Genomic DNA, 23739 nt, shown 5'->3' with positions numbered 1-23739 from the left:
GCTGCATCCCCTTCTTCCGTTGTAGGTGAGTGGGTTACTGCTTTGCCAGTTTTTCAATGTGCACTTTGCCCTGGTGGATCAGCCTGATCACATGCAAGCCCCGGGAAAGCGACCTGGTGTCCACGATGGTTTGATGATGGCCAGCCTCCTGGTGCGCGTCGATCAGTGCAGTAGTGCGGCCGTTGCTCATGTCGTATAAGGATAGATGCACCCTTCCGGCTTCTGTTATTTTGTAAGAGATGGTAACCTGGTCACGCGCGGGGTTGGGATAACTGCTCACCACATTTTCAGACGAAACGCTCTGACCCGTTTCCATCGCTCTTAAGGCAGAAGCTGCTGTGGTTATCCTTACCTCCGTGTAGCTGTTCCAGGCGTTCAGGGTGTTGCCGTGGCCTACGATGCGCACATACTTTGCTGTTACCGGAGAGAAGGAGAAAGTTTCGAGCGCGAGGCTTGTGCCGCTGCTCTGAAGCCCCGTGGCTACGGTAGACCAGCTGGCGGCATCGGTGGATACGAGCACATCGAAGATCGACCTCCGCTCTGTGCCTTTGTAAAAAGCTATCTGTACACCACTGACGGTGCTGGTGGTGTTGAGGCAGAACTGGATCCACTGACCTTCGCCGCTGGCAGACCAGCGTGTGGCCGTATTGTTGTCAAGCACGTTCGCTGCCACGTTGCCATCGTCACCGCTGGCCGTTACCGGTTCGCAGGCTGGCGCAGTGACCGTGAGGATGTCTACTTCCGTGTAGCTGTTCCAAAGGTTTACGCTGTTGCCATGGCCAACGATGCGCACATATTTCGCAGCACGCTGGCTGAATGAAAATGTTTCCTGGTTCAGCGTTGTGCCGCTGCTGGTACGGTTTGTGAGCGCGGCAGACCAGGTGGTGCCATCCAGCGACGTAAGGATGTCGAACGAGGAAGTTCTCGTGTTCCCGTTGTAGAAGGCGATGGATACACCGTTCACGGTTTGCTGGGTGGCAAGACAGAACTGGATCCACTGGCCATCGCCGTTGGCCGACCAGCGCGTGCTTAAGTTGTTATCCAGCACATTGGCGGGCACATTGCCATCGTCAGCGCTGGCGCTCACGGGCTGGCATCCCGGTGCACTTTGCACAGTGACGTTCACGGCCGCGGACGTTGTGGTGGCGGATCCGTTGTCCGTAGCTTTGGCGGTAAGCGCATAACTACCGGTGGCGACGCCAGACCATGTGAAGCTGTAAGGGCTGGTGAGGTCTTCACCCAGCTTGGTGGTACCCTGGAAGAACTCTACTTTGGTAACGCTGCCATCGGCGTCGGCGGCATTGGCGTTGATGGTTATTGAAGCAGGGGCGGTGAACACGGCACCATTCGCCGGAGCCGTAATGTTCACCGTAGGCGCCACGTTACCTCCCCCGGGAAAATCGTCGGCGGGCGAAAGGATACGATCGCGGATCCATGCCCCCGCGGGCTTCAACCGGCTTACCGTCCACGGGCCTGCCGAGCAGGTACCTTCCAGCCATACAGCGCCGGAACGGAAATCGTCGGAGTAGTTCCAGTTACACCAGCTGATCTTTTTTGTTCGCATCAGGTCGATGTATTGCTGCGTGCGGGTGAAGTTGTTGGTGCCATCGCCGCTGGCGGTCTGGCTTCCGAACTCTGTCACAAAAACAGGCAGCACATCCGAGGCATCGTCGAGCATATCGATGTATGCCTGACCGTGTGAGGCTGCATAAAAATGGAAGGTGTACATGACGTTTGAGTAGGGCAAGGGGTTATTGACAACGTCCTGTAAGGTACCATCGCCAGACACGCCGAAGGTAGACCAGCCATGGGTGCCCACGAGCACAACGGCATCGCTATCGATGGCGCGAATCACGGGGATCACCTGTGTGGCGTAGTTCCTGATGGTATTCCAGCCCACGCCATTGGGCTCATTGCAAATATCATAGATCACGTTGTTATAATCCTTGAATGCATTGGCCACAGCGGTGAAGAAAGTTTTTGCCCTGGTGGTATTGTAGTTCGGGTCACCCGGGTCCAGCTGGTGAAAGTCTATCAGGGCATACATACCACGTTCGGTGGCTTCGTTTACCAGTGTGATCACCTGGTTAGTGAAGGCGGTGGGATTGGTTTCATAGCCACCTTCCTGCACATACATAGAGATGCGCAGGATGTCTGCACCCCAGTCATTGGCCAGCGCATTGAGCGATGCTTCCGTAAGGCAGCTGCCCCAACCATACCATTGGATGCCATGCGTGCTCATGCCGCGAAGTTGTATGGGAAAACCATACTGGTTGCACAACTTGGTGCCACAAACGCTGAGTTTTCCATTCTTTTGCACAGGTGTCTGCGCAAATGTTGCAGTGAAGCCAAGCACACACAGTGCAACAATGCTCCAGGCATAACGTTGGATTTTGGGTTTTTGTGTTTTCATGTGGATCGAGGTTTTTAGGTTAAGTACACGTACAAAGTATTTATTAAGTAGTATGCGCAATGCCAATGTTCTCCTCTGTCGACAGAGACCTCTTCTTACCTGAAAAATGCGGCGGGGATTCAGAAAAAATGACGAACGAAGTGTACACTAACCCCTACGTGGTTTTTTTAAATCGACGATAAACGTATGCTGTGAGCGATGAGTGCACGGGGTAGTGTGTGATGTGCGTTGTGCAAGACGCGCCCTACGGAATGTGTGCAGTATGACACACACACTGATGATCTGCATTCAGCCATCACGTTGTGCTAATTCCTTACATCAAACTGAACTGGCGCAAGTCTTCCCGCGATGGCCAGGTGTGCCGGAGAGACTTGTGCCTGTTACAATGTCAGTCTTCAGACTGGTGGCGAACTATCAGGTCTTGTCCTGGAATTTTAACGGCAAGTCTGAAGACTTGTCAAGTATCGGGCACAAGTCTCCCACATGCCCTCACGCCGCCTGAAGACTTGCGCCAGCTGCGGCCCGAACTTGCATCAGTTGCCGCTTCCCTGGCACAAGTTTTTTGACCATGGTTGTTTTAAGCCATGTCAACTTTCAGGGGATTTGTTCTTTTGTGCTTGTGTCTCAGTCTCAGCAGCTGCTATCGCATGAAAACTTCAAAAGGTGGCGGCGAGATCGGTACCGTCCCCGGAAGATCCATCTCTGTTGCTGACATTCTGCTCCCGCAAGGATATAAGATCGAGCTGGTAGCCAAAGACCTAACTTTTCCAAGCGAGGTAACATTTGACGCATCCGGTAATCTGTATGTGATCGAGACCGGCTATTGCTACGGGGAGGTCTGGACGGAGCCAAAGCTGATGAAGATCGATGCCGCAGGAAACAAAAGTGTGATCGCCAAAGGAGCAAAGAACGGCCCCTGGAATGGAGTGGTTTTTCATAACAACAATTTTTATGTATCCGAAGGTGGTGCCTTGGAAGGAGGCAAGATCCTTAAAATTTCTCCTGCTGGCGAAATAAGCACACTGGCGGAGAACCTGCCCAGCATCGGCGACCATCACACCAACAACCTGGTAGTGAAAGATGGCTACATCTACTTCGGACAGGGCACCGCCACCAATTCAGGCGTTGTTGGTCCTGACAATGCTTCGTTCGGGTGGTTGGAGAGACGAAAAGATTTTCACGACATACCTTGCGGCGACCTGGTGCTGACAGGGCAGAATTACGAATCACCCAATGTGTTAACAGAAGATCCCAACGACAAAGTGCTCACCGGCGCTTTCTCATCTTTCGGCACGCAGACAGTTCCCGGTCAGGTCATCACCGGCCGTGTGCCCTGCACCGGAGCCATTCTCAGAGTGCCCCTTGATGGCGGCAAGATGGAGATGGTCTCGTGGGGACTTAGAAACCCTTTTGGCCTCGCCATTGCGCCCGACGGCAAAATATACACTACTGAAAACGCCTACGACGACAGGGGAAGCAGGCCTGTGTGGGGAGCAGGTGATGTGCTGTGGGAAGTGAAGCAGGGTGTATGGTATGGGTGGCCTGATTTTTCAGAAGGCAGGCCCGTCAGGAACGATGAAGAATTCAAAGCACCGGCGCATCACGAAGTAGCGCCGCTGATCCAGAAGCTGCCAAACGAACCACCCAAGCCGGTAGCCGTATTGGGCGTGCACTCATCCTCAAACGGGTTTGATTTCTCAACCAATGCTCAGTTCGGTTATAAAGGCGAGGCGTTCATCGCACAATTTGGCGACATGGCACCAGGTGTGGGAAAAGTGTTGAGTCCTGTTGGTTTCAAGGTGGTGCGCGTCGATACTGAAACAGGTGTGATCAGGGACTTTGCCGTGAACAAAGGTAAACGGAACGGACCCGCTTCGTGGCTCAGGTCCGGTGGCCTGGAAAGACCTGTCTCTGTGAAATTCGATCCGCAAGGACAGGCGCTTTATGTGGTTGACTTCGGCATCTTAAAGATGACCAGGCAGGGTCCCGTGCCTCAGCAGAATACCGGTGTGATCTGGAAGATCTCAAAAATGTAACCGTATGAGAAACCACCTCGGCATCGTTCTTATGGCAGGCCTTATCACGGCGCAAATATTTTGGAATGCGTGTGCATCGCGTAAATCGGAACCAGTGAAGCAAAAAGAGTTTTCGGCTGTCGATGCCCATGTAAAAAATGGCGAGAAAGCGTTCATGACTCACTGCCAGAAATGTCATCCCGGAGGCGAAGCCGGTCTCGGTCCCGCATTGAACTCAAATCCGGCACCACAATTCGTGAAGCGATTTCAAATGCGGCACGGCCTGGGTGTAATGCCCTCATTTACAAAGGAAGAAATTTCCAAAGGTGATCTGAAAGACATTTCGGCCTACCTGAAAGCCTGGAAGAAATATTAGCTCTGTAGAACTTTCTTATTTAGTGATCGTCCCTGTATTATCTCACATCTCAAATCTCATACCTCAGCCGTTCATTGTGAGCGTGCACCAATCGTACCTCGTAAATCGTACTTCGTACCTCCCTATGGCCGTCATACTTTTTTTTACGATGTTTGGGTTACAGCTGGCTTCTCTACGGAGGAGGCAAAATACTCATCAATAGATTATACAATGCTCAAGGCACCTAACTTTCATACAAGCACCAATCTTATGCGAAAGATCATGCGGCACCACTTACTTGTTCTTTTTTACCTCATGGCAACATGCACGGTTTACGGTCAAACGTCACCTGTTACTTTGCCGAATGGCTGGAGGCTCACACCGGCGGGTGAAAGTATGCCGCTGGGTGATCTGCCCCTGAACCTTGAGCTCAGTGCCTCGAAAAAGTTAATGGCGGTGACCAACAACGGGCAGGGAACACAGACCATCGAATTGATCGACGTGGTGAACCGGGTAAAGACTGACTCCGTTGAGATCAAACGATCGTGGTATGGCCTTGCCTTCTCGGCAGATGAGCGGCAATTATATGTGTCGGGCGGTCACAATAATAACATCCTTATTTATACGATCGCCAATAAGAAGCTCAGTCTTTCGGACAGCATTCAGCTTGGCAATCCGTGGCCGGAGCGGATAGGGCCCGCCGGGATCGCCATCGATGAAAAACGCAACAGGCTTTACGTTGTGACCCGCGAGAACAAAAGTTTGTATGTGGTCGATCTCCGGACCAAAAAGATCCTGGGCACATTTGGTATGGAGGCCGAAGGTTATACCTGCAAGCTGAGCAAAGACAGGCGTGAATTATTCGTTTCCTGCTGGGGAAGTGATAAAGTGCTGGTGTTCGATCTCGAGCGCAATGCCTGGAAAGCTTCGGTCAATGTAGGCGATAATCCCAATGAATTGATGCTGCTGCCCGACGGCAAGTTGCTGCTGGTATGCAACGCCAATGACAATACTGTTTCCGTGATCGATGTGAAGCAAAAAAGGGTGATTGAGACACTCGATGCGGCGTTGTTTCCCAACTCGCCCAGCGGGTCAACGTCCAACAGCCTGGCCTATCATGAAAAGACCAAAATGCTTTTTGTTGCCAATGCTGACAACAACTGTCTGGCGGTGTTCGATTTTTCGAAACCAGGGCAAAGCATTCCTCTCGGCTTCATTCCCACAGGGTGGTATCCTACCTGTGTTAGGATCGTGAACAATGCTCTTTGGGTTTCGAATGGAAAAGGGTTCGAGTCAAAAGCAAATCCGTTTGGTCCTTCACCGCTTCGCAAAAAGGAAGAGGTGATCCACCACGGCGGTATCACCCGCAAGGGAAGTGAGGTTCAGTACATCGGGTCGCTGATGAAAGGAACGATGAGCTTTATCGAGATCCCCAACAAAAAGAAACTTGCCGAGTATTCGAAGATGGTGTATGGCAATTCTCCTTACACCAACTATGTGCAGCAACAACCGGTGGCCGCGCCGATTCCCCTGGGCAAACAGTCTCCGGTGAAGTATGTATTTTATGTGATCAAAGAGAACCGTACTTATGACCAGGTATTGTCTGACCTGAAGCAGGGCAACGGAGACACTACGCTGCTTCTGTTTGGCAGGAAGTACACCCCCAATCAGCATGCGCTGGCGGAATCATTTGTGCTGCTCGATAACTTCTACGTAAATGCCGAGGTGAGCGCTGACGGCCACAACTGGACGGTAGGGGCCTATGCGAACGACTACCTCGAAAAAACCTGGCCGACAAGTTATGGCGGACGTGGTGGCACTTATGGAGGTGAAGGGGAACGTGAGATCGCCAACAACAAAGACGGATTCATCTGGGATAACTGCCATCGTTACGGAATTTCATTTCGTACCTATGGCGAATTTATGCATGGCCCGAAACCTACCATCCCCATCCTGGAAGGACACAACTGCCCGACGTTTGCGAGCTACGATCTGAAAGTGCGTGACACGGCACGTTTCAACGTCTGGAAAAAAGACTTTCTGGCCCTGCTGAAAGAGAATAAAGTGCCTCAGTTCAATACCGTCAGGTTTGGCAACAACCACACAGAAGGTATGCGACTGGGAAGGCCGTCGCCTTACGCACACGTGGCTGACAATGACCTGGCTGTAGGTCTTTTTATCCAGACCCTGGCCGAAAGCCCCATCTGGGATCAGACGGTGGTGTTCATAGTAGAGGATGACGCGCAGAACGGAGCCGATCATGTCGACGCCCACAGAAGCACCGCTTATATCGCCGGCGGGTATATCAAAAGAAACTTTGTAGATCATACGCTCTATACTACCGCATCGATATTGCGCACGCTGGAGCTGCTCCTGGGCATGGAACCCATGACCCAATATGATGCTGCTGCCACACCGATGTGGAACTGTTTTAACAATCAGCCTCAGTCATTCCCGTTCAAAGCGATCGTACCCGCCGTTGACCTGAATGAAAAGAATGTGGCTGTCAACATCTGGCAGAAAAAATCGGAGGCGTTTACATTCGAGAAAGAAGACAGTAACAACGATGTTGAGTTCAACCGTGTGCTCTGGCATGGCCTGAAAGGTGATCAACCATTTCCCGGCCCCACACGCGCCGCCTTCATCGTGCCCATCGCTGACACAGACGACGACGATTAATAGTAATCGGTATACGGTAATCGGTAATCGGTTGAAGCGCTTGTAGTCACTGATTACCGATTACCGATCACCATACCTGCCGGCATCCTTTTGTTGGGTGCCGGCCCTGCTGCGGGTTCCTGGCATTATGGAATTATAAAAGGCGCATTAAAGCCATTTTACTTCACGGTTATGCTTACAGATTTTCTCCAGAATTAATTAATAATTGCTTGAACTTTATTTTCCACGCTCCGGATCGGTGAGATTTAATTTTAGGGACGTTAACCACAACGCCCGTGACACACGATCGCATCGACGCAGGCTTCAGGAAGTTCCTCATCACGTTGTATCTTATTGTCTTTGCCACCCTGCTCATATTGACAGTGAGCATTGAAAAAGGTGCAGATGTTTTGCTGATCAACGGCCTCAATACACCTTTTCTCGATCTGTTCTTCAGTTTGTTCACTTATGTGGGCGATGGGGTGATCCTCGTGCCCTTTATCGTTTGCGCATGTTTTGTGCGCTTTCGCGATGCCATGATGTGGACATCTGTGGCGACTTTGAACGGACTTATCATCAACCTGTTCAAGCATACGTTCTTTCCCTCGAGCGGAAGACCCATCAAACTGCTCGCTCCGGAATTGCTTCATTTTATTGCCGGTGTTGAAGTTCATTCCAAGTACTCTTATCCCTCGGGCCATACAGCAACGATCTTTTCGGTGATCACATTTTTAGCCCTTACAACAGGCAACAGGAGGTTGACGCTTGCGCTGATGGCAGTAGCACTGCTCGTAGGATATTCACGGATCTACCTGCTGCAGCATTTTTTGGTGGATGTTACCGGCGGCGCCATGCTTGGCTGTTTCTCGGCTGTTGTTGTATTCTACTTGTTCTCCCTTACCAGGAACGTGCCGGCCTGGATGAACGCCAGGCTCGAGATGAAGATCAGGATGCCGCAGAACACCCGGGTAATTGGTAACCGGTAATCAGTAATCAGTAATTAGTAGTCAGTAACTCATAGCACAGCTCTCAAACCGGTTACCGAATACCGATTACTGATTACCGATCACTGATTACCGACAGGATGACAGTCTCCTGTTTTTCGAAAAGATCTTTTTGCTGGAACACTATCCTCATTTGAGTCACTTGCTGTAGTTCCTCCACATATTTCTTATAGGTGATCAGCAAACCTGAAGGGTTGCGTTGGAAGTAGTCAGCCACGTTTTCGGCAGTGCTCAGTTTTTCAAAGGGCCCTCTGAAAGCAAAAACATAAGCGGGGTTAAAAGCGCCGTAATACGCTATCGTGCGATTGCCGGAGGAAAAATGGTGCAGGCTTTGGGTTACAGGGTTTTGTTTGTCGACCTGCGGATAACACCAGTAAAAGAAGAAGAGGCCGGTGATCATCCACGATGCCGCCATGCTGTAAAGCGAATGGTGTTGCTTTGCTGTGAGGTAAAAGTACAAAGCAGCGAGCGCTCCCGCCGGAAGTACGATAAATGCCACACTGAGGTATTTGAGCGACCTCATGGCAGCCTCCTGGTCAAGTGCCACGTATACCGCTATGGGAATGATCAGCATCAAAACCACGTACAAGGCAAGACTTGCAACGATGGCGCGTTTCTGATTTCCCGATGTTATGAAAACGTTGTGCAGATAGCAGCCAATCACGATGGCGAAGAATGGAAGCGCCGGAGCCGGATAGCTGGGCAGGATCGTTCGTGAAAAACAAAAAAAGCCCGCGATCACCAAACCTGTCAGCAAGCAATAGAGCAGGAAAGGCTGATGCATTCTTTTTTTCCATGCGAACACTACAGACTGGATGATGAATACGGAGAAGGGCAGCAAACCGCCGATCACAATGGCAAACGGGGCCAGGGGGAAGCCGCGGTGACCTTCCATGGTGGATGTGAACCGGCTCACGTTGTGCTTGAGGAAAAAGCCTTCAAGCCAGGCGCCTTCCGTGGCAATACCTACTGCGGCGTACCACGGTACGGCTATCAACACAAAAAGAACAATGCCTTCAGCCAGTCGCAATTGGCGGAAGGTTTTTAAACGCAGCTCCTTTTGCCAGAGGAGATATAACAAGATCACGAGTCCTGGCAGTACAATGGCGATCAGTCCTTTGGTTAAAAATGCCAATCCGACCACAGCATAAAAGAGCAGCATGCCCGTTTTGTTGCCGAACTGAAAGCCGTCGTAGAACAGGAAGAACGACAGCGTCATCAGCAGGATCAGGTAGGGATCAGGAACTGCGAGGTGAAACTGGATGCTCAGCTGAAGGGAGGCGATCATGGCAAGAGCGGAAAAAAAAGCGATAGACTCACCGATAAACTTTCGCGTATATGCAAACACAACGATCACCGTCAGCACACCGGCGATCACGGAAAACAACCTTGCCGAGAACGGATTGATCCCCAGCACCCGGTAGGCCATTATCATAAAATAATAGTGAAGCGGAGGTTTGTCTGTGCGCAGCTCGCCGTTGAAGGTGGGAACGGTCAGGTCGCCCCGCTGATACATCTCCATGGCGCACGAAGCATTCTTGGCCTCATCGAGAATGTAGATGGAGGTGCCCCAGAAATTCGCCGAATAGACCAGCACTGCAAGGATGAGAACGATGAGAAATTTACGGATGTGCATGGCCGCAATTTCCGGCGATTCAGGAGCAACGAATATGCCGGAGGGTTAAATAATTGTAAACAATAATTAATGATGTAATAACCTGCGCTGAACGCCCACGACATATCAGCTTCTTTCCTTTGTTTCAAAGTTAAGCGATGGATAAGATATCTCTTGTTGTCACGCTGTTCAATGAAGAAGACAATGTTCAGCCATTGCTGAAAACCATCTACAGTGCCCTTCACGCATTTTCGTATGAGCTGATCCTGGTGGATGATGGCTCTACCGACCGCACCGTCAGCAACATCAAGGTTCATGCAGACGGGCACACCACGCTTGTTGTGCTCAACAGGAACTATGGTCAGACCGCGGCAATGTCGGCGGGTATTGAAGCAGCTACCGGAGAATTCATCGTGACCATGGATGGCGACCTGCAAAATGATCCGCGCGACATTCCCATGATGCTGAACAAGCTCAGAAGTGAAGGATGGGATATCGTTGCCGGCAACCGCAGTAAACGCCAGGACGATACATTCCTGCGCAAGATCCCCAGCGGCATCGCCAACCGGCTTATCAGGAATCTCACCGGCGTCATCATCCGCGACTATGGATGCACGTTGAAGGTTTTCAGGAGAGAAGCAGCCAAGAATCTGGGCCTGTACGGAGAGCTTCATCGGTTCATTCCCATCCTGGCCGTGATGCAGGGCGCGCGCATCACAGACGTTGATGTAACCCATCACCCGCGCAAATTCGGAAAATCAAAATACGGATTAGGACGAACCTTCAAAGTGGTGAGCGATCTGCTGTTGCTGGTGTTCTTTCAGAAATACTTCAAAAGACCGATCCATTTTTTCGGCCCCTTGGGAATTGTAAGCTTCCTGGCAGGCATGGCTATCAACGTATACCTGCTCGTGGTCAAGATCATGGGTGAAGATATCTGGGGCCGGCCCCTGCTCATCCTGGGCGTCAGCCTCGTGCTCGGCGGTATTCAATTCCTCACGCTGGGTGTGATCGCCGAGCTCATCATGCGCACCTACTACGAATCACAGCACAAGAAGATCTACAACGTTAAAGAAGTGTTCTCACCCGCACCGTTTAAGGATACCCCGCGCATGGCCGCGCATTGAGAAGGAGTAAGAATTAAGTAGTAAGGAGTAAGCATGAGGAGTCAGAAGCCAGGAGTCAGAAGAGGAGCGGTGAAAATAACGAGCAAGTTTCAGTCAGGGGATGTAACACATCTTTTAGACGAGGTCCGTATGTAACCCTTATACCGTACTCTCCTTACTCCTGGCTCCCGGCTTCTTTTTTCTTTTTTCCACGTTTCGTCTTCAGTTGTTTTTTCGCAACTTTTTCATCTCTCGCGATCTGTTTCTTCAGCTCATTTTTGATCTCATCCGCAAATTTTTTGGATGCGTCCGTGACCAGCTTCTTGATCTTTTTGGTGGGGGCAACCTGAAGCTCGAAAAGGGTTTGATGCATGACACTGGCTACCGTATTCCTGATCTCTTTTCTGCTGGCTTTTTTCATGGGTTGGGGTTCTGACTTTTAGTTGCGTAAAGCTAAGGTTATCGCCTGAATGTTGAATGGGCTTAAAGAAAATTTAACATTGAGAGATTGGTCCACGGTCCACAGTCGACAGTCCACAGCAATGCCTTCTGAAACCGGTATCCTGAGCCGAATACGAACGAAGGATCCCATGATAGTTACTGCGTACTTATTTCGGGAGCATGCCTTACGGTTAACACTCCGTCACAAGGGGATCCTTCGCTTGCTCATACCCCTGCTCAACACACTGCTCAGGATATCGGTTAGGGGCGGAGGTCACGGTGACATTGGACCGTTCGCTCACACAATTTTACCACACAATTATCGTTCAGAATAAATGGTCATAATAATCTGTGAACAGTATACCGGTGAACTTTAAACTTCAAACCTTAAACTTTAAACTTTAAATCTTAAACTTGTACCTTAAACTTGTACCTTTAAACCTCACTTTTCTCACATGGCTGACATACACGTTCGCTGCCCCAAGTGCAAATGGGAACCCGACGGAAAACCTCACTGGGCCTGTACCTGTGGTACGGTCTGGGACACCTTCTCAACAGCAGGACGCTGCCCGGGCTGCGGTAAGATCTGGAAAGATACGCAGTGTGTGATAAACGCCGGTGGCTGTACCGCATGGAGCCCGCACCTCGACTGGTATGATGGACTGGACGAGATCATCGAGCGGCTCAAGGAAGAGATCAAAGAAGGCTGGCTGCAGGAAGTGCCCGCGCGCACCTGACAAGATCTCTCCATTTCCTCCTGACAGTATTTCTGTTTGTGCTTTTATGCATGTCCGGTAAGGCTGCTCTACAGGCACGGAATATTTACAAAAAACCGGAAGGCTGTTTGTTGTACTGACAAGCGGCGCTGGATTTTTTGTAAACCATAATTCCGTTATGTATGAGAAGATATAACCAACAGATCGAAGACGCCTATGCAAGCTCCAAACGGCAGGGCGACCTGATGCGCGCGCGTGAGATCGAAAGAAGCTCAGGGCAGGACAGAAGGAACCGTTATAGAGACGATCGTTATGAATTTCCGGCGCGTCACCGTCCGTTCGACCGTGATGATCGCGGCGAAACAGAACGTACAGACCGGTACGGCTATGAGCGCTCAGCGATGCGCAATAGTGATATGGTCCGGCGCGGGCAGTCAGGCGAACGCCGCGACAACTATCCCGATACCTACCGCAGCGCTGAAGCAGGGTACGTGAGCGTGTTCGTTGGCGACGACCTGGGAAGACGCAACGAGATGCCGGGTATAATGCGTCGCGCCGAACAAGGACTGCACCGTGGCAAAGGCCCCAGGAACTATAAACGTTCGGATGACCGAATCCGCGAAGACGTGATGGACAGGCTGACCGACGATGCCTTTGTCGATGCTTCTGACATTGAAGTTACCGTTCAGGGTAGTGAAGTGACCCTGGCCGGCACCGTGATCGACCGCGCTGAAAAAAGGCGTGTCGAGGATGTGATCGAATCAATATCAGGTGTTACAAACGTCGAGAACCGGTTGAAAATAAGATCGCGCTGGGAAAGATCAGACCAGCAACGCAGCGAAACAGAGATCCGGGCAACTTCCACCACATGATCTCTGTTATGGAGACAGTGCTGGCATATCTTCCGGAGATTTATTATCTTTAGAGATGGACTATCTGAACCTGTCATTGGGAGTCATAGTGCTTGTTGCATTTGTATTCATTTTAAAAAAGAACAGCAAGAGGCGTAGGTTTGTTAATCTACTTTTTTTGCCTGAGATCTTTTTTGGCATTGTTGCCGGACTCTATTTAGTGATCACATCTATCGTGGCTCTTTTATAATCGGAGTCTCCCGATCGTTAAATAGCGGCATCCGTTACCCGTAAATTCTCCGGATAACGATGATGCCGCTGATCAACACACAACACTTACTTTCTAGTACACATACTCCGGAGGTGTTATACCGCTGCAGCGCAGGTAAGTAACGGCCTGCCCGCGGTGATGCGTAATATGGTCAAGGGTAGCATGAAAACCCTTCACGGCTTCATCCGTGAGCTTTTGCCTGTCAACTGTATTGCGTAATGAGTCGAAAGCCTGGTTCAGGTAAGCCACTGCCTGCTTTTTGTTGGCCTTCACTTCCGTGGGATCCCATGGCACCTGATTGCCTTTGATCTGGTTCTCTTCCCACCATTGAATTCCATAGGCGATATGATGCATCAGCTCCCGGAAATTCCAAACCGTATCGGTGGGCCGGAACTGATATGACTGGTCGGGCATTGCCTCCGCTACCTGCAACGTGTAATTCCTTGAATTCTCGAGCGTTGCTAACAATTGTTCTTTCATGATCAAATGATTGATAGAACAAAACTAGCGTCGCCAAAAAAGACAGGCTTAAGAAATCTTGCTGTATTGGATCGTGGTTGTGCCATCAACGGAAACGCGGCCGCTGTGACGGAACTGTGCGGGTGGCATCTTATACCGGTTGCTGAAAGCGGAGGTGAAATGTTCGATGCTGTTGAACCCGGAAGAGAATGCGATGTCCATTACCGGCATCGTTGTATTGCGCAGCAGCAGCTCAGCTTGCTTCAACCGTACCGAGAGCAGAAACTGGTGTGGTGCAGTTAATGTGAACGTCTTGAAGATCCTGCTGAAGTGAAAGGGGCTTACATGGCAATGGTCTGCGATCTCCGTCAGTGAAATATCGTTGGTGAAATGCTCCGTGATGTAAGCTTTTGCGCGTTCGATGGTTACCAGGTGGTTCCGTTTCAGCCTGGCGTTGATCTTTTCATCTGCCTTATAAGGGATGACGTTCTTCAGGATCTTGTGCGCTACTTCCATTACAAGCTGATCGATCTCCAGCTTGGTGCCTTCGCCGGTCAGCACACGCCGCAGGATCTGATAATGAAGAAACTCCGTCTCAGGGCTGGTCTTTACCAGGGTGGAATGCAGGTCATTGCTGCGGAAGAATTTATCACGACCATAATATCCGAGCAGTGCATGATAGAAATCCGTTTTAAAATCGAAGATGGTGCATTCGTCCGGAACTGTATGCACGTGGGTAACAGTTCGCTCATAACCAGGTTTGGTCACCAGCACACACCCGGTATACGAATCGAGCGAATTCCGGAAAACATTAAAAAGAAAATTACCCGTTCGCACAAAGCTGATGCAGAACGAATCGCTGTATTCCGGCTTGGACGTACGACAATCCACACACCGGCACTTGAAGTCAACGATGCGATAAAAATCCGAAGTGAACAATGTGTGAATATCCGCTACCATGACCAGGATTTATAGGATTTACGTGATTACAGGATTTAACGGACTAAAGAATTTGAAGGATTAAAATCCAGTTAAAATCCTATAAATCCTTGTAAATCCTGGTCCACAATCAAATAAATCCTGTAAATCCTTTAATCCAGGTCTAAGTTCACGTTACTGTATGACAACATTATTTTTAGCAGATGGTCGGTATTGGAAAAAAAGTGCTTAGCGGTCTTTGCGCCTTCTTTGCGCACTTTGCGTGAACCTGCATTTTGGTCGCATCCCGCCCGCTACGATGTCGCGTTTGCACCGCTACAAACTGGCCTTCAGCGTGTAAGTTTGTTAAAACAAAACGCAAAACCTTATGGAAAAGATAACACCTCATTTATGGTACGACCAGCAAGCCAAGGAAGCGGCAGCATTTTATACGTCTGTTTTTCCCAACTCGAAGATCACCAACATTGCAACCATCTATGACACACCGTCTGGCGATTGTGATATTGTTTCATTCGAGCTGTCCGGGCAGCCCTTCATGGCGATCAGTGCCGGCCCGTATTTCAAATTCACACCGGCCATATCCTTCCTGGTGGCCTGCGAAACGAAAGCGGAAGTCGATGCACACTGGAAAAAATTGTCAGCTGGTGGAAAGGTGCTGATGCCGCTGGATGCTTACCACTTCAGCGAACGGTATGGATGGACCCAGGATCAGTACGGGCTTTCGTGGCAGATCATGTATACCGACGGACGGGAAATAAAGCAGAAGATCACGCCTGTGTTAATGTTTGTGGGCAACGTTGCCGGCAAGGCTGAAGAAGCGATCCGTTTTTATGCGTCGGTATTTGACGATGCGCAGATCGGCGATATCATGCGCTACGGCCGCGGTCAGGAGCCTGATAAGGAAGGGACCGTTCAGTATGCGAGCTTCAGCTTGAATGGTCAGGAGTTCGCAGCGATGGACAGCGCCAGGGAACATAACTTTGCTTTCAATGAAGCCGTTTCGCTTCTCGTCAACTGCACATCGCAGGAGGAGATCGATTATTACTGGAAAAAACTTTCCGCTGTGCCCGAAGCAGAGCAATGCGGATGGCTGAAAGACAAGTTCGGCGTTTCGTGGCAGATCTCCGCTGCAGCCATGGACCAGATGATGGCCGACAAGGATCGCAAAAAGGTAGCCCGCGTTACGAAGGCGTTTCTTAAAATGAAAAAATTCGATCTGGCGGAGCTCGAAAGAGTTTATCAGGAAGCTTAGAGAGTCCACGGTCCACTGACCACGGTCCACAGCCGTTGGTGTTGATTCACCGCGTGGGTTACACCTCATGCTGTGGACCGTGGACTGGACCTACGCCAAATATTCGAATATATACGAGCTGAGCGCCACCAGCATGTAAGTGCGCATGGGGCCATGTTTTCTGCACAGGATCACGCCTGCAACCAGGAGCGCCAGCACGGGCAGGTTGAAAAAAACACCGCGTAATGAAGTGGGGATCACATTCAACCAGATCAACGCCCATCCCAGGAATAAGGCTGGGGCCAGACTCACGATCGTCAACGGTAACATTTTTTTAGGTCCTTCTTCCACGGTACAGGCCAGCCAAGCCGATACCACGCTGAAAACGGTGATGATCACCACGCGGATTGTGACGGGCAAAGCTTCTCCAAGAAAGGGCAGGAGCAGGAAGAAGCATAAAATGATAGTTGCTGCCAGGGTGAGTGTATTCCGTTTGGACAGATCCTTTTCCATGATACGCCAGCTCAGGGCGATGAGTTGAAGGCCGCCGCCAAGGATTACGATCAGCAGGAGTAAGTTGCCTACATATACATGCGGCCCTGCAATGATCAATACAACTTTATAGATCACCAGCGGAAACAGGAGCAGTAAAAAGAACCGTTCAATGCCGGGCGTATATTTTTCATGCAGGAAGGTAAGCAGGTTCCCTTCGCCTGAGGCATGGCGGTATACGTAAACCGTATTCACCAGCAGCGAAACGATGAGCAGGCCAACCGCCAGTGTCACCGCTTCATCCGCACCCGGCAAATGGAAGAGCTTGAAACCGAAACCGATGAGCAGGCCGACCATTCCGAGGATAACGGCCAGGACCCGGGTTGCGCCTTTTTTTTCCTTATTCAGAAAGATGCCCGAGAGGGAAGTTGTCAGGAGCGACGCCGCAATGAAACCGAATGACAACATCAGGGTTTCTCCGGAGAGCGGAAAGTGTAGTACCTTGAAAAGGGTGCTGATCAGCAGGAGTGAAAGCGCCAGGAATGAGAATCCCTGCGACAGGGTGAATCGTTTGTTGATTGTTTCCATAACTTCTGTTTGTATGTGTTGAAAGTGTTGATCGGGTATTGCGCCAACCGCCTGGGGCCACGCCTCTTCGAACGTATATCCCTCCGACATCCGGTCCTCAATGTCGCAGCTGATGTGGTCCGTCATTTCATCCTGGAGTGGCTTGAACGAAAGCCCCTGCCGGATCAGGAACTCCCTGATCTGGGTTCTTTGATCGTTCGTCAGCTTTGCCATTTCAGCGTCATTTTGGTTTTAGGAGCATCGGTCAGTATCGCGCTCAGGATCTCTGTAAACCGCTGCAGCTCCGACACCTTTACTTTGGCGAGCTTTTTTCCTTCGGGCGTTAAGGCATAGTATTTCCGGGCGCGGTTGTCAACGATCTCTGTGGTAGTGACCAGCAATCCCTCCGCCTCCAGCTTATATAAGGTAGGGTACAAAGCGCCATACGTGAGCTTGATCTCATCCTGAGATAGCTGAGCTACCCGTTGCGTGATCTCATAACCATACATCTGTTTTTGCTGCGCTAAGAGCCTGAGAATGATAGTTCGTATCGTGCCCTTGATAAATTCGTTGCTTTGCATCTGATATATATAATTTTCTTAAATATAGTAGTTTCTTTATTATAATAAAAAGTGATATAAACGTCTTTTTTTGGAAACCCGTATCCGGCTTCTGGAATGGCACTAACGGTTGCGAGAGCACGTCATTCTGAGAATTTATCCAGCAGAAGGCTGTAGCGATGATAAGAATGACGCGCGCGTTCCTTTTTACGCTGGCATTTCAAATTAGGAATTTCAGGAGGCTCCTATGGAGCCGATCGGGCAACTGATCTATTCTATAGACAGGGCACTCCTATCGGAGTGAAATGCATTTAGCTCCGGATGGAGCTCCCTGTTTATTAGAATGGAATGGTTAATTCATATTGGGCTCCATAGGAGCCTCCTGCTGGCACGTCATTGGGAACGGGGCATGTGGGTTGGAGGAGCGCAGTGAAGAATCCCCTAATGGTGGAGTGTATCTCGAAAGTTATGCTTTCGAATAAGTGTGCAGCGAACCATCATAGGATCCTTCGCTCGCGCATGCCATCTCACCGCCCATCGCACGGGAACCGGTTTCATGGAGGTACGGCTGTGGACTGTGGACCGTCGACTGTGGACTATGGACTATGGACTATGGACTATTCTACCTGCTCACCCGCTGCCTCGCCGACATCACGGGCACGTTCCTGTTTTTCTCACCTTTCTGGAATGAGGTAAGCTTGCCGATGGTGAGCCCCTGGATGATGATGGAGAATACCACCACGTAATAGGTAATGGCCAGGAACAGGTTCTGGTTCAGCCGGTCGTCGATGGTTAACGCAAGGGCTACTGACACACCACCCCGCAGGCCACCCCATACCAGTATCACGATGGTCTTCCGGTCGAATGTGCCGATGTTTGGAATGAACCTGATGGGCAGCCAGATGGAAAAGAACCTGGCGAGCAGTACAATGCCGATGGCCAGCGAACCGATCTGCCAGAATTGTTTTAAGTTTTGGATCAGCAGCAGCTCGAACCCGATGATGAGGAACAGCATGGCGTTGAGGATCTCATCCACCAGCTCCCAGAATTTGTCGAGGTAATCTTTATCCGTGGCAGACATAGCGATGGCTTTGCCGTAGTTGCCGATCACCAGCCCCGCCGCCACCATGGTGAGTGGTCCGGAAATGTGCAGGTACCGCGTTACCAGGTATCCACCCATCACAATGGCCAGGGTAATGATCACCGTAACATTGTAGCTGTTGATCCTCCTGATACCCTGCGAGCCGATGTAGCCCAGCAAAAGTCCTACGAGCAGTCCTCCGCCGGCTTCCTGCACCAGCAGGCCCGCCACGTGAATGAAAGTGATGTCAACGGCGCTGCCCTGCGCAAGCTCCAGCAGGATCACGAACAGCACAACAGCAACACCATCATTGAAGAGCGATTCACCCGCCACTTTTATTTCAATAGACTTACGGATGCCCGCCTTTCTCAGGATGGCGATCACGGCAATGGGGTCTGTAGGAGAGATGAGCGCACCGAACACGAAACACTGGATGAGCGGAATATTCATACCCAGGGCCAGGAACGCCAGGTACATCAGCGCGCCAACCACGATGGTAGAGATCACTACCCCCACCGTTGAAAAGATGATCACCGGGATGCGTTGTTTACGCAGGTCGTGAAGACTGATGTGGATGGCCCCGGCAAACAACAGGAAGTTCAGCATGGCACCCATCAGCACCTCCGAGAAATCGACGCTGGCGATCACCTTCGAGAACTGGAGCGAAAGCGCGGGATAGGACTTTCCCAACCCCACCAGGCTCAGGGAGGCGATCATGGCGATGATCATGATGCCGATGGTGGAAGGCAGCTTCAGGTACCGCAGGTTCAGGTAAGAAAAAATGGCGGCAAGCACGATGAGAACCGAAAAGGTATAGTACAGGTCCATAGCTAAAAAAGTCAGACCCCGAAGATAAGCAAAAAATGGTAAACGGTAAATTGGTAATCAGTGATCGGTAACCGATGATCGGTCCCTCGGAAAGAGACTGAATTTTACCTGATTACTGATTACCGAATACCTGAATACCGATTACAGAATACTGATTACTGAATACCGACTACCGACTCAACGTCGATCTGTTCGGGTACAATGGTGAAGGGCAACCTGGACCCTACGATCAGGTTTTGCAGTGCCATACCGTTAACCTCGTTCATGGCGTGGGCCTGGCGCTGGCTGATCACCACAGAATCGACTTTGTTTCTTCGCACGTAGGCGCTGATCCTGTCAGACGGAAAGCCTATTTCAGGTTGGAAATCATAGGAGAGCTCGCCGAGCACGGCCACCTGGTTTTTCAGGCTCATAAACTTCTCACGCGCTTCGCCTTCCAGCCGGTTTTTTAATTGTGAGATCTCACCTTTATAACCATAGTCGATCAGCCGGTAAGGGAATAATATGATCAGTTGTGTTTTGTATGCCAAAGCCATTCTTCCAGCCACCTCCAGTACCTGTACAGACGTTTCACTCAGGTCAATCACACATAATATGGGTCTCATACGGAAAATTATAATACGAACTTAGGCCGTAAAGCGTGCTAAAATCAGGATTAGGATCAACAAAAAGACTGATTTTTGTCAGTCGTTTTCTAAATTGTTGCTGTTATGTTTGAGTCAATGCCGTTTATTTCCAACGAAACTTTCCAGCAGATCTTTCAGAGCTCGGTGGAAGCCATCATGCTGGTAGATCAGCAGGGCAGGATACTTTTGGCCAACCCGGTAACGGAACGAATGTTTGGCTACGAGAAGGGTGCCATGATCGGCCTGCTGGTAGAAGACCTGTTGCCCGAGCAAATGCGGGCTAAACACGTCGGGTACCGGAAAAACTTTACGGATCATCCAGAACCGAGGCCTATGGGCATGGGGCGTGACCTGATCGCCAAAAGAAAAGATGGCTCACAGTTTCCCGTGGCGGTCAGCCTGAGTTATACCAATGTTGACGGACAGATCCTGGTCATGGCTTTTATCAGCGACATTACGGAGCGGAAGAAAGCGGAAGAAGCGTTGAAAAGAAGCGAGGAGCAGTTGCTGGTCTATGCCTCGGAGCTCGAAAAGAAAGTACAGTCGCGTACAGAAGACCTGGCCTCAACCATCACGGCACTGGAAAAAGAGGTGCAGGTGAGGAAGAAGGCGGAGGAGGAAGCGCGGAAGGCGCTGGACCGCGAACGTGAGCTGAATGAGCTCAAGTCGAAGTTTGTATCCATTGCATCGCATGAGTTCAGAACGCCTCTGAGCACCGTGATGAGCTCGGCATCGCTGATCAGCCAGTATACTGAAAAAGGTGAGCCTGATAAGGTCAACAAGCACGTGCTGCGCATCAAATCTTCCGTCAATCACCTTACTTCGATCCTGAACGATCTGCTGTCGCTTGGCAAGCTTGAGGAGGGAAAGGTGGATGTCAACAAAGAGTCGATCCAGCTTTCGGAGTTTTTGAAAGAGGTAAAAGAAGAGATCACGTCTACGCTGAAGGCCGGGCAGCGCCTGGAGGTTCGCATCGGCAACGCGGTGGAATACCTGAGCTCAGACGCCAGGATCTTGCGGAATATCCTGTTCAATCTTATATCGAACGCCAGTAAATATTCGGATGAGAACAAGGCTATTCACATTGAATGTTTTATGGATGGCGGCAACGTGGCCTTTGCGGTGAGAGACGAAGGCATCGGTATTCCGGCGGAGGACCAGAAGCATATGTTCGACAGGTTTTTCAGGGCGAGCAATGCCGGAAATGTTCAGGGCACAGGCCTGGGGCTCAATATTGTGAAGCGGTATGTGGACTTGCTCAACGGAACCATTTCATTCTCCAGTGTTCACGGCAAAGGCAGTATTTTTACAGTGATCATCCCTACGCGATAGCATTATGAAGAAGATACTTTTAATTGAGGACAACCCGGAAGTGAGAGAGAACACAAGCGAGATCCTTTCACTGGCCAATTATAATGTTGTGGTGGCCGAGAACGGTAAAATAGGTGTTGAGCTTGCCCAGAAGGAAAAACCCGATCTCATTATCTGCGACATTATGATGCCGGAGCTGGATGGCTATGGTGTGCTGCACATCCTGAGCAAGAACGAACAAACGGCTAACATCCCGTTCATTTTTCTCACGGCCAAGACTGAAAAGACGGACATCCGCAAAGGTATGAACCTGGGTGCTGACGATTATCTCACCAAACCTTTCGATGATACCGACCTGCTCAATGCCATCGAGGCGAGGCTCAGAAAAAGCGCCATGCTTCAGAAGCAGTATGATGTTACCGCCGAAGGGCTCGATACTTTTATCAGGGATGCCCGGCAGGTGCTGAACATCAGCGAGCTCGGGAAAGACAAAAAAGTAAAGGTTTACAAAAAGAAGGCGGAGGTGTTTTCAGAGGGCGATCTTCCGCTGAACATTTTTTTCATCAAGTCGGGCAACGTGAAGACCTTTAAATCACACCCTGACGGAAAAGAGCTGATCATTAACCTGTATACGGCCAACGATTTTTTTGGCTTCGAGCCGGTGCTCGAAAATGAGAACTACCGCGAGTCTGCCGTAGCCATGCAGGATTCGGAGCTGATCGCCATTCCACGCCACGATTTTATGCTGATGATCCAGAGCCACCCCGATGTGTCGAAGAGTTTCATCAACCTGTTATGCAAAAAAGTAGCCGAGCGTGAGCACCAACTTTTAAACCTTGCCTATAATTCGGTAAGACAACGTACGGCGGAAGCGCTGTTGCGATCGGAAGCGCTGAAGGATGCAAAATCCATCATCGCCATTTCGCGTGAAGACCTGGCCAAGATGGTAGGAACCGCTTCCGAGTCCGTGATCAGGGTCTTGTCTGACTTCAAGGACGAAGGGCTCATTGAGGTGGAGGGTGGAAAGATCAGGATCGTACAGCGGCCCAAGCTTGAAAAAGTGGTGCGCTGGAACGTGGCCCGTTAACGGCAGATCACGATGTCTATTTCTACCGGGGCCGAATAGGTAACGTGGCTTTCGGGGTGGTGCGTGATGAACACCCGCGCGATCAGCAGCATACCGGAAAGCAGCATCATGCCGGTGGTGATCTTCCGGGTACTCCAATGCAGTTTGTTGGTGAGTAAGCCAGCCAGTGAAACCAATCCCAACATTACGGGAAGGGTACCCGCCCCAAAACAAAGCATGTATATGAATCCTTCCAGCGGTCCCGCCAGGGTAATACAGAAGGTGAGCGCAAGAAAAGTAAGGCCGCAGGGAAGCATACCGTTAAGCGCGCCGAGCAGCAGCAGTGTGCCGGTGTTCTTATTTTTCATAAAGCCAGCAAACAATTTTTTCAACCAGCCTGTAAACCGGATCGCCACCGGGGTGATCAATGGAATGCGGATGCCTGTGATGCCGGCAGAGGCCATCACGAGCAGCGACAGTCCCAAAAGAACTGACAGCAGGTTTTGAAACCTCTCAAGCGGAAACAGAAAACCCAATGATGCCACCACGGCGCCCAGCATCCCATACGTTGTGATCCTGCCCAGGTTGTACAGAACCCTTCCCCCTATAGCGCGCCTGTTGGTGAGGGTCATGGCCAGGGGACTGCACATGCCCGCGCAATGCAAACTTCCAGCAAGTCCGATCATGAACGCTGTGAGCCACATATCAGAGATACACTATTTGTTCAATGTAATATTCTTTTCCGTGCATGGTCCATTGCATGCGCGCACGGTACATACCTTTTTCAAGGTTGCCGGTGGAGAACAGCTGGTAGCCATCGGCCGACGGTTTCAGCTCAAATACCTGGTCCATGGCCGCGTCGGAAGGTCTGAATAATTTCAGGCTGCCGTGATCGATCTCGTTGAGCAGGGCGAAGTCAACAGCAATGAAATGTCCGGTTTTCTGGATGACCGGTTTCACTTCGAGCTGACTGGCATTGATCACACGTCCTATCTGTGCCTGGTACGCAAGCTCTTCCTTGTAATAATCTTTTGATACGAGGCTCACATCCTGGCGCATGCACACCGTTACCAGTGTTGCAATAAAGCTTGCGAACAGAACAAATGCCACAATAATCCATTTTCCCCAGTTCAT

General features: G+C 50.5%; 21 protein-coding genes. 10 read left to right on the top strand and 11 right to left on the bottom strand.

Translation table 11 applies throughout. The features are described from left to right. Positions 1-34: 34 nt before the first annotated feature. Positions 35-2413, bottom strand: coding sequence for a cellulase family glycosylhydrolase (locus tag KK083_RS03280; RefSeq protein WP_254160670.1), 2379 nt, complete (start codon positions 2411-2413; stop codon positions 35-37). 647 nt (positions 2414-3060) lie between these two features. Here KK083_RS03280 and KK083_RS03275 point away from each other — a divergent pair. From KK083_RS03275 to KK083_RS32615, 4 genes are all read left to right on the top strand, one after another. Beyond that, positions 3061-4449, top strand: a complete 1389-nt coding sequence (locus tag KK083_RS03275; RefSeq protein WP_254160668.1) for a PQQ-dependent sugar dehydrogenase — start codon at positions 3061-3063, stop codon at positions 4447-4449. Positions 4450-4453: 4 nt separating this feature from the next. After that, positions 4454-4804, top strand: a complete 351-nt coding sequence (locus KK083_RS03270; RefSeq protein ID WP_254160666.1) for a c-type cytochrome — start codon at positions 4454-4456, stop codon at positions 4802-4804. 294 nt (positions 4805-5098) lie between these two features. Then, positions 5099-7462, top strand: a complete 2364-nt coding sequence (locus KK083_RS03265; protein WP_254160664.1) for a bifunctional YncE family protein/alkaline phosphatase family protein — start codon at positions 5099-5101, stop codon at positions 7460-7462. 275 nt (positions 7463-7737) lie between these two features. Then, entirely contained in the window at positions 7738-8427 is a 690-nt protein-coding gene (locus KK083_RS32615; protein WP_254160662.1) for a phosphatase PAP2 family protein, read from the top strand. Between the two features lie 73 nt (positions 8428-8500). On the opposite strand, the gene KK083_RS03255 is transcribed toward KK083_RS32615, so the two are convergent. Next, positions 8501-10081, bottom strand: a complete 1581-nt coding sequence (locus KK083_RS03255; RefSeq protein ID WP_254160660.1) for an ArnT family glycosyltransferase — start codon at positions 10079-10081, stop codon at positions 8501-8503. A gap of 137 nt (positions 10082-10218) precedes the next feature. On the opposite strand from KK083_RS03255, the gene KK083_RS03250 reads away from it, so the two are divergent. Continuing rightward, positions 10219-11187 (top strand): glycosyltransferase family 2 protein, encoded by a 969-nt coding sequence (locus KK083_RS03250; protein ID WP_254160658.1) that lies wholly within the window; start codon positions 10219-10221, stop codon positions 11185-11187. A 154-nt stretch (positions 11188-11341) separates the two neighbouring features. Here KK083_RS03250 and KK083_RS03245 read toward each other — a convergent pair whose 3' ends face one another. Beyond that, positions 11342-11587 (bottom strand): hypothetical protein, encoded by a 246-nt coding sequence (locus KK083_RS03245; RefSeq protein WP_254160649.1) that lies wholly within the window; start codon positions 11585-11587, stop codon positions 11342-11344. Between the two features lie 475 nt (positions 11588-12062). Here KK083_RS03245 and KK083_RS03240 point away from each other — a divergent pair, with 475 nt between their 5' ends. Both KK083_RS03240 and KK083_RS03235 read left to right on the top strand, forming a co-directional pair. Beyond that, positions 12063-12344, top strand: a complete 282-nt coding sequence (locus tag KK083_RS03240) for a hypothetical protein (RefSeq protein ID WP_254160647.1) — start codon at positions 12063-12065, stop codon at positions 12342-12344. A gap of 161 nt (positions 12345-12505) precedes the next feature. Then, positions 12506-13195 (top strand): BON domain-containing protein, encoded by a 690-nt coding sequence (locus KK083_RS03235; protein WP_254160645.1) that lies wholly within the window; start codon positions 12506-12508, stop codon positions 13193-13195. Between the two features lie 322 nt (positions 13196-13517). Here KK083_RS03235 and KK083_RS03230 read toward each other — a convergent pair whose 3' ends face one another. Both KK083_RS03230 and KK083_RS03225 read right to left on the bottom strand, forming a co-directional pair. Then, on the bottom strand, positions 13518-13925 hold the full coding sequence (locus KK083_RS03230; RefSeq protein WP_254160643.1) for a DinB family protein: 408 nt from the start codon (positions 13923-13925) through the stop codon (positions 13518-13520). Between the two features lie 48 nt (positions 13926-13973). Further along, complete coding sequence (locus KK083_RS03225; protein WP_254160641.1) at positions 13974-14864, bottom strand: helix-turn-helix domain-containing protein; 891 nt, start codon at positions 14862-14864, stop codon at positions 13974-13976. Between the two features lie 346 nt (positions 14865-15210). On the opposite strand from KK083_RS03225, the gene KK083_RS03220 reads away from it, so the two are divergent. Then, positions 15211-16095: a VOC family protein gene (locus KK083_RS03220; protein WP_254160639.1), complete on the top strand. Its 885-nt coding sequence runs from the start codon at positions 15211-15213 to the stop codon at positions 16093-16095. Positions 16096-16185: 90 nt separating this feature from the next. Here the strand turns inward: KK083_RS03220 and KK083_RS03215 are convergent, their stop codons facing one another. From KK083_RS03215 to KK083_RS03200, 4 genes are all read right to left on the bottom strand, one after another. Beyond that, positions 16186-17367 carry a hypothetical protein gene (locus KK083_RS03215; RefSeq protein ID WP_254160638.1) on the bottom strand — a complete coding sequence of 394 codons (1182 nt, stop codon included), beginning with the start codon at positions 17365-17367 and terminating at the stop codon, positions 16186-16188. After that, positions 17355-17714, bottom strand: a complete 360-nt coding sequence (locus KK083_RS03210; RefSeq protein ID WP_254160637.1) for a PadR family transcriptional regulator — start codon at positions 17712-17714, stop codon at positions 17355-17357. The genes KK083_RS03215 and KK083_RS03210 overlap by 13 nt, the downstream gene beginning before the upstream one ends. Positions 17715-18315: 601 nt before the next feature. Continuing rightward, on the bottom strand, positions 18316-19602 hold the full coding sequence (locus KK083_RS03205) for a cation:proton antiporter (RefSeq protein ID WP_254160636.1): 1287 nt from the start codon (positions 19600-19602) through the stop codon (positions 18316-18318). 155 nt (positions 19603-19757) lie between these two features. Continuing rightward, positions 19758-20207 (bottom strand): universal stress protein, encoded by a 450-nt coding sequence (locus KK083_RS03200; protein WP_254160634.1) that lies wholly within the window; start codon positions 20205-20207, stop codon positions 19758-19760. Between the two features lie 105 nt (positions 20208-20312). Between KK083_RS03200 and KK083_RS03195 the strand changes: the two genes are divergently transcribed. Beyond that, positions 20313-21560, top strand: coding sequence for a PAS domain-containing sensor histidine kinase (locus tag KK083_RS03195; protein WP_254160632.1), 1248 nt, complete (start codon positions 20313-20315; stop codon positions 21558-21560). Positions 21561-21564: 4 nt separating this feature from the next. After that, a complete protein-coding gene (locus KK083_RS03190; RefSeq protein ID WP_254160630.1) occupies positions 21565-22626 on the top strand; it encodes a response regulator in 1062 nt (353 codons plus the stop codon). Here KK083_RS03190 and KK083_RS03185 read toward each other — a convergent pair. Continuing rightward, entirely contained in the window at positions 22623-23309 is a 687-nt protein-coding gene (locus KK083_RS03185; protein ID WP_254160628.1) for a sulfite exporter TauE/SafE family protein, read from the bottom strand. The two genes, KK083_RS03190 and KK083_RS03185, sit on opposite strands and share 4 nt — an antisense overlap. A 1-nt stretch (position 23310) precedes the next feature. Then, the gene (locus KK083_RS03180) at positions 23311-23739 is read right to left on the bottom strand and encodes a FixH family protein (RefSeq protein WP_254160626.1); all 429 of its coding nucleotides are present in this window, start codon (positions 23737-23739) and stop codon (positions 23311-23313) included.

This window comes from Chryseosolibacter histidinae (assembly GCF_018598225.1).
Lineage (GTDB): Bacteria > Bacteroidota > Bacteroidia > Cytophagales > Cyclobacteriaceae > Chryseosolibacter > Chryseosolibacter histidini.
The sequence above is the reverse complement of the archived record's forward strand: the minus strand, read 5'-3'. Positions and strand labels throughout refer to the sequence as shown.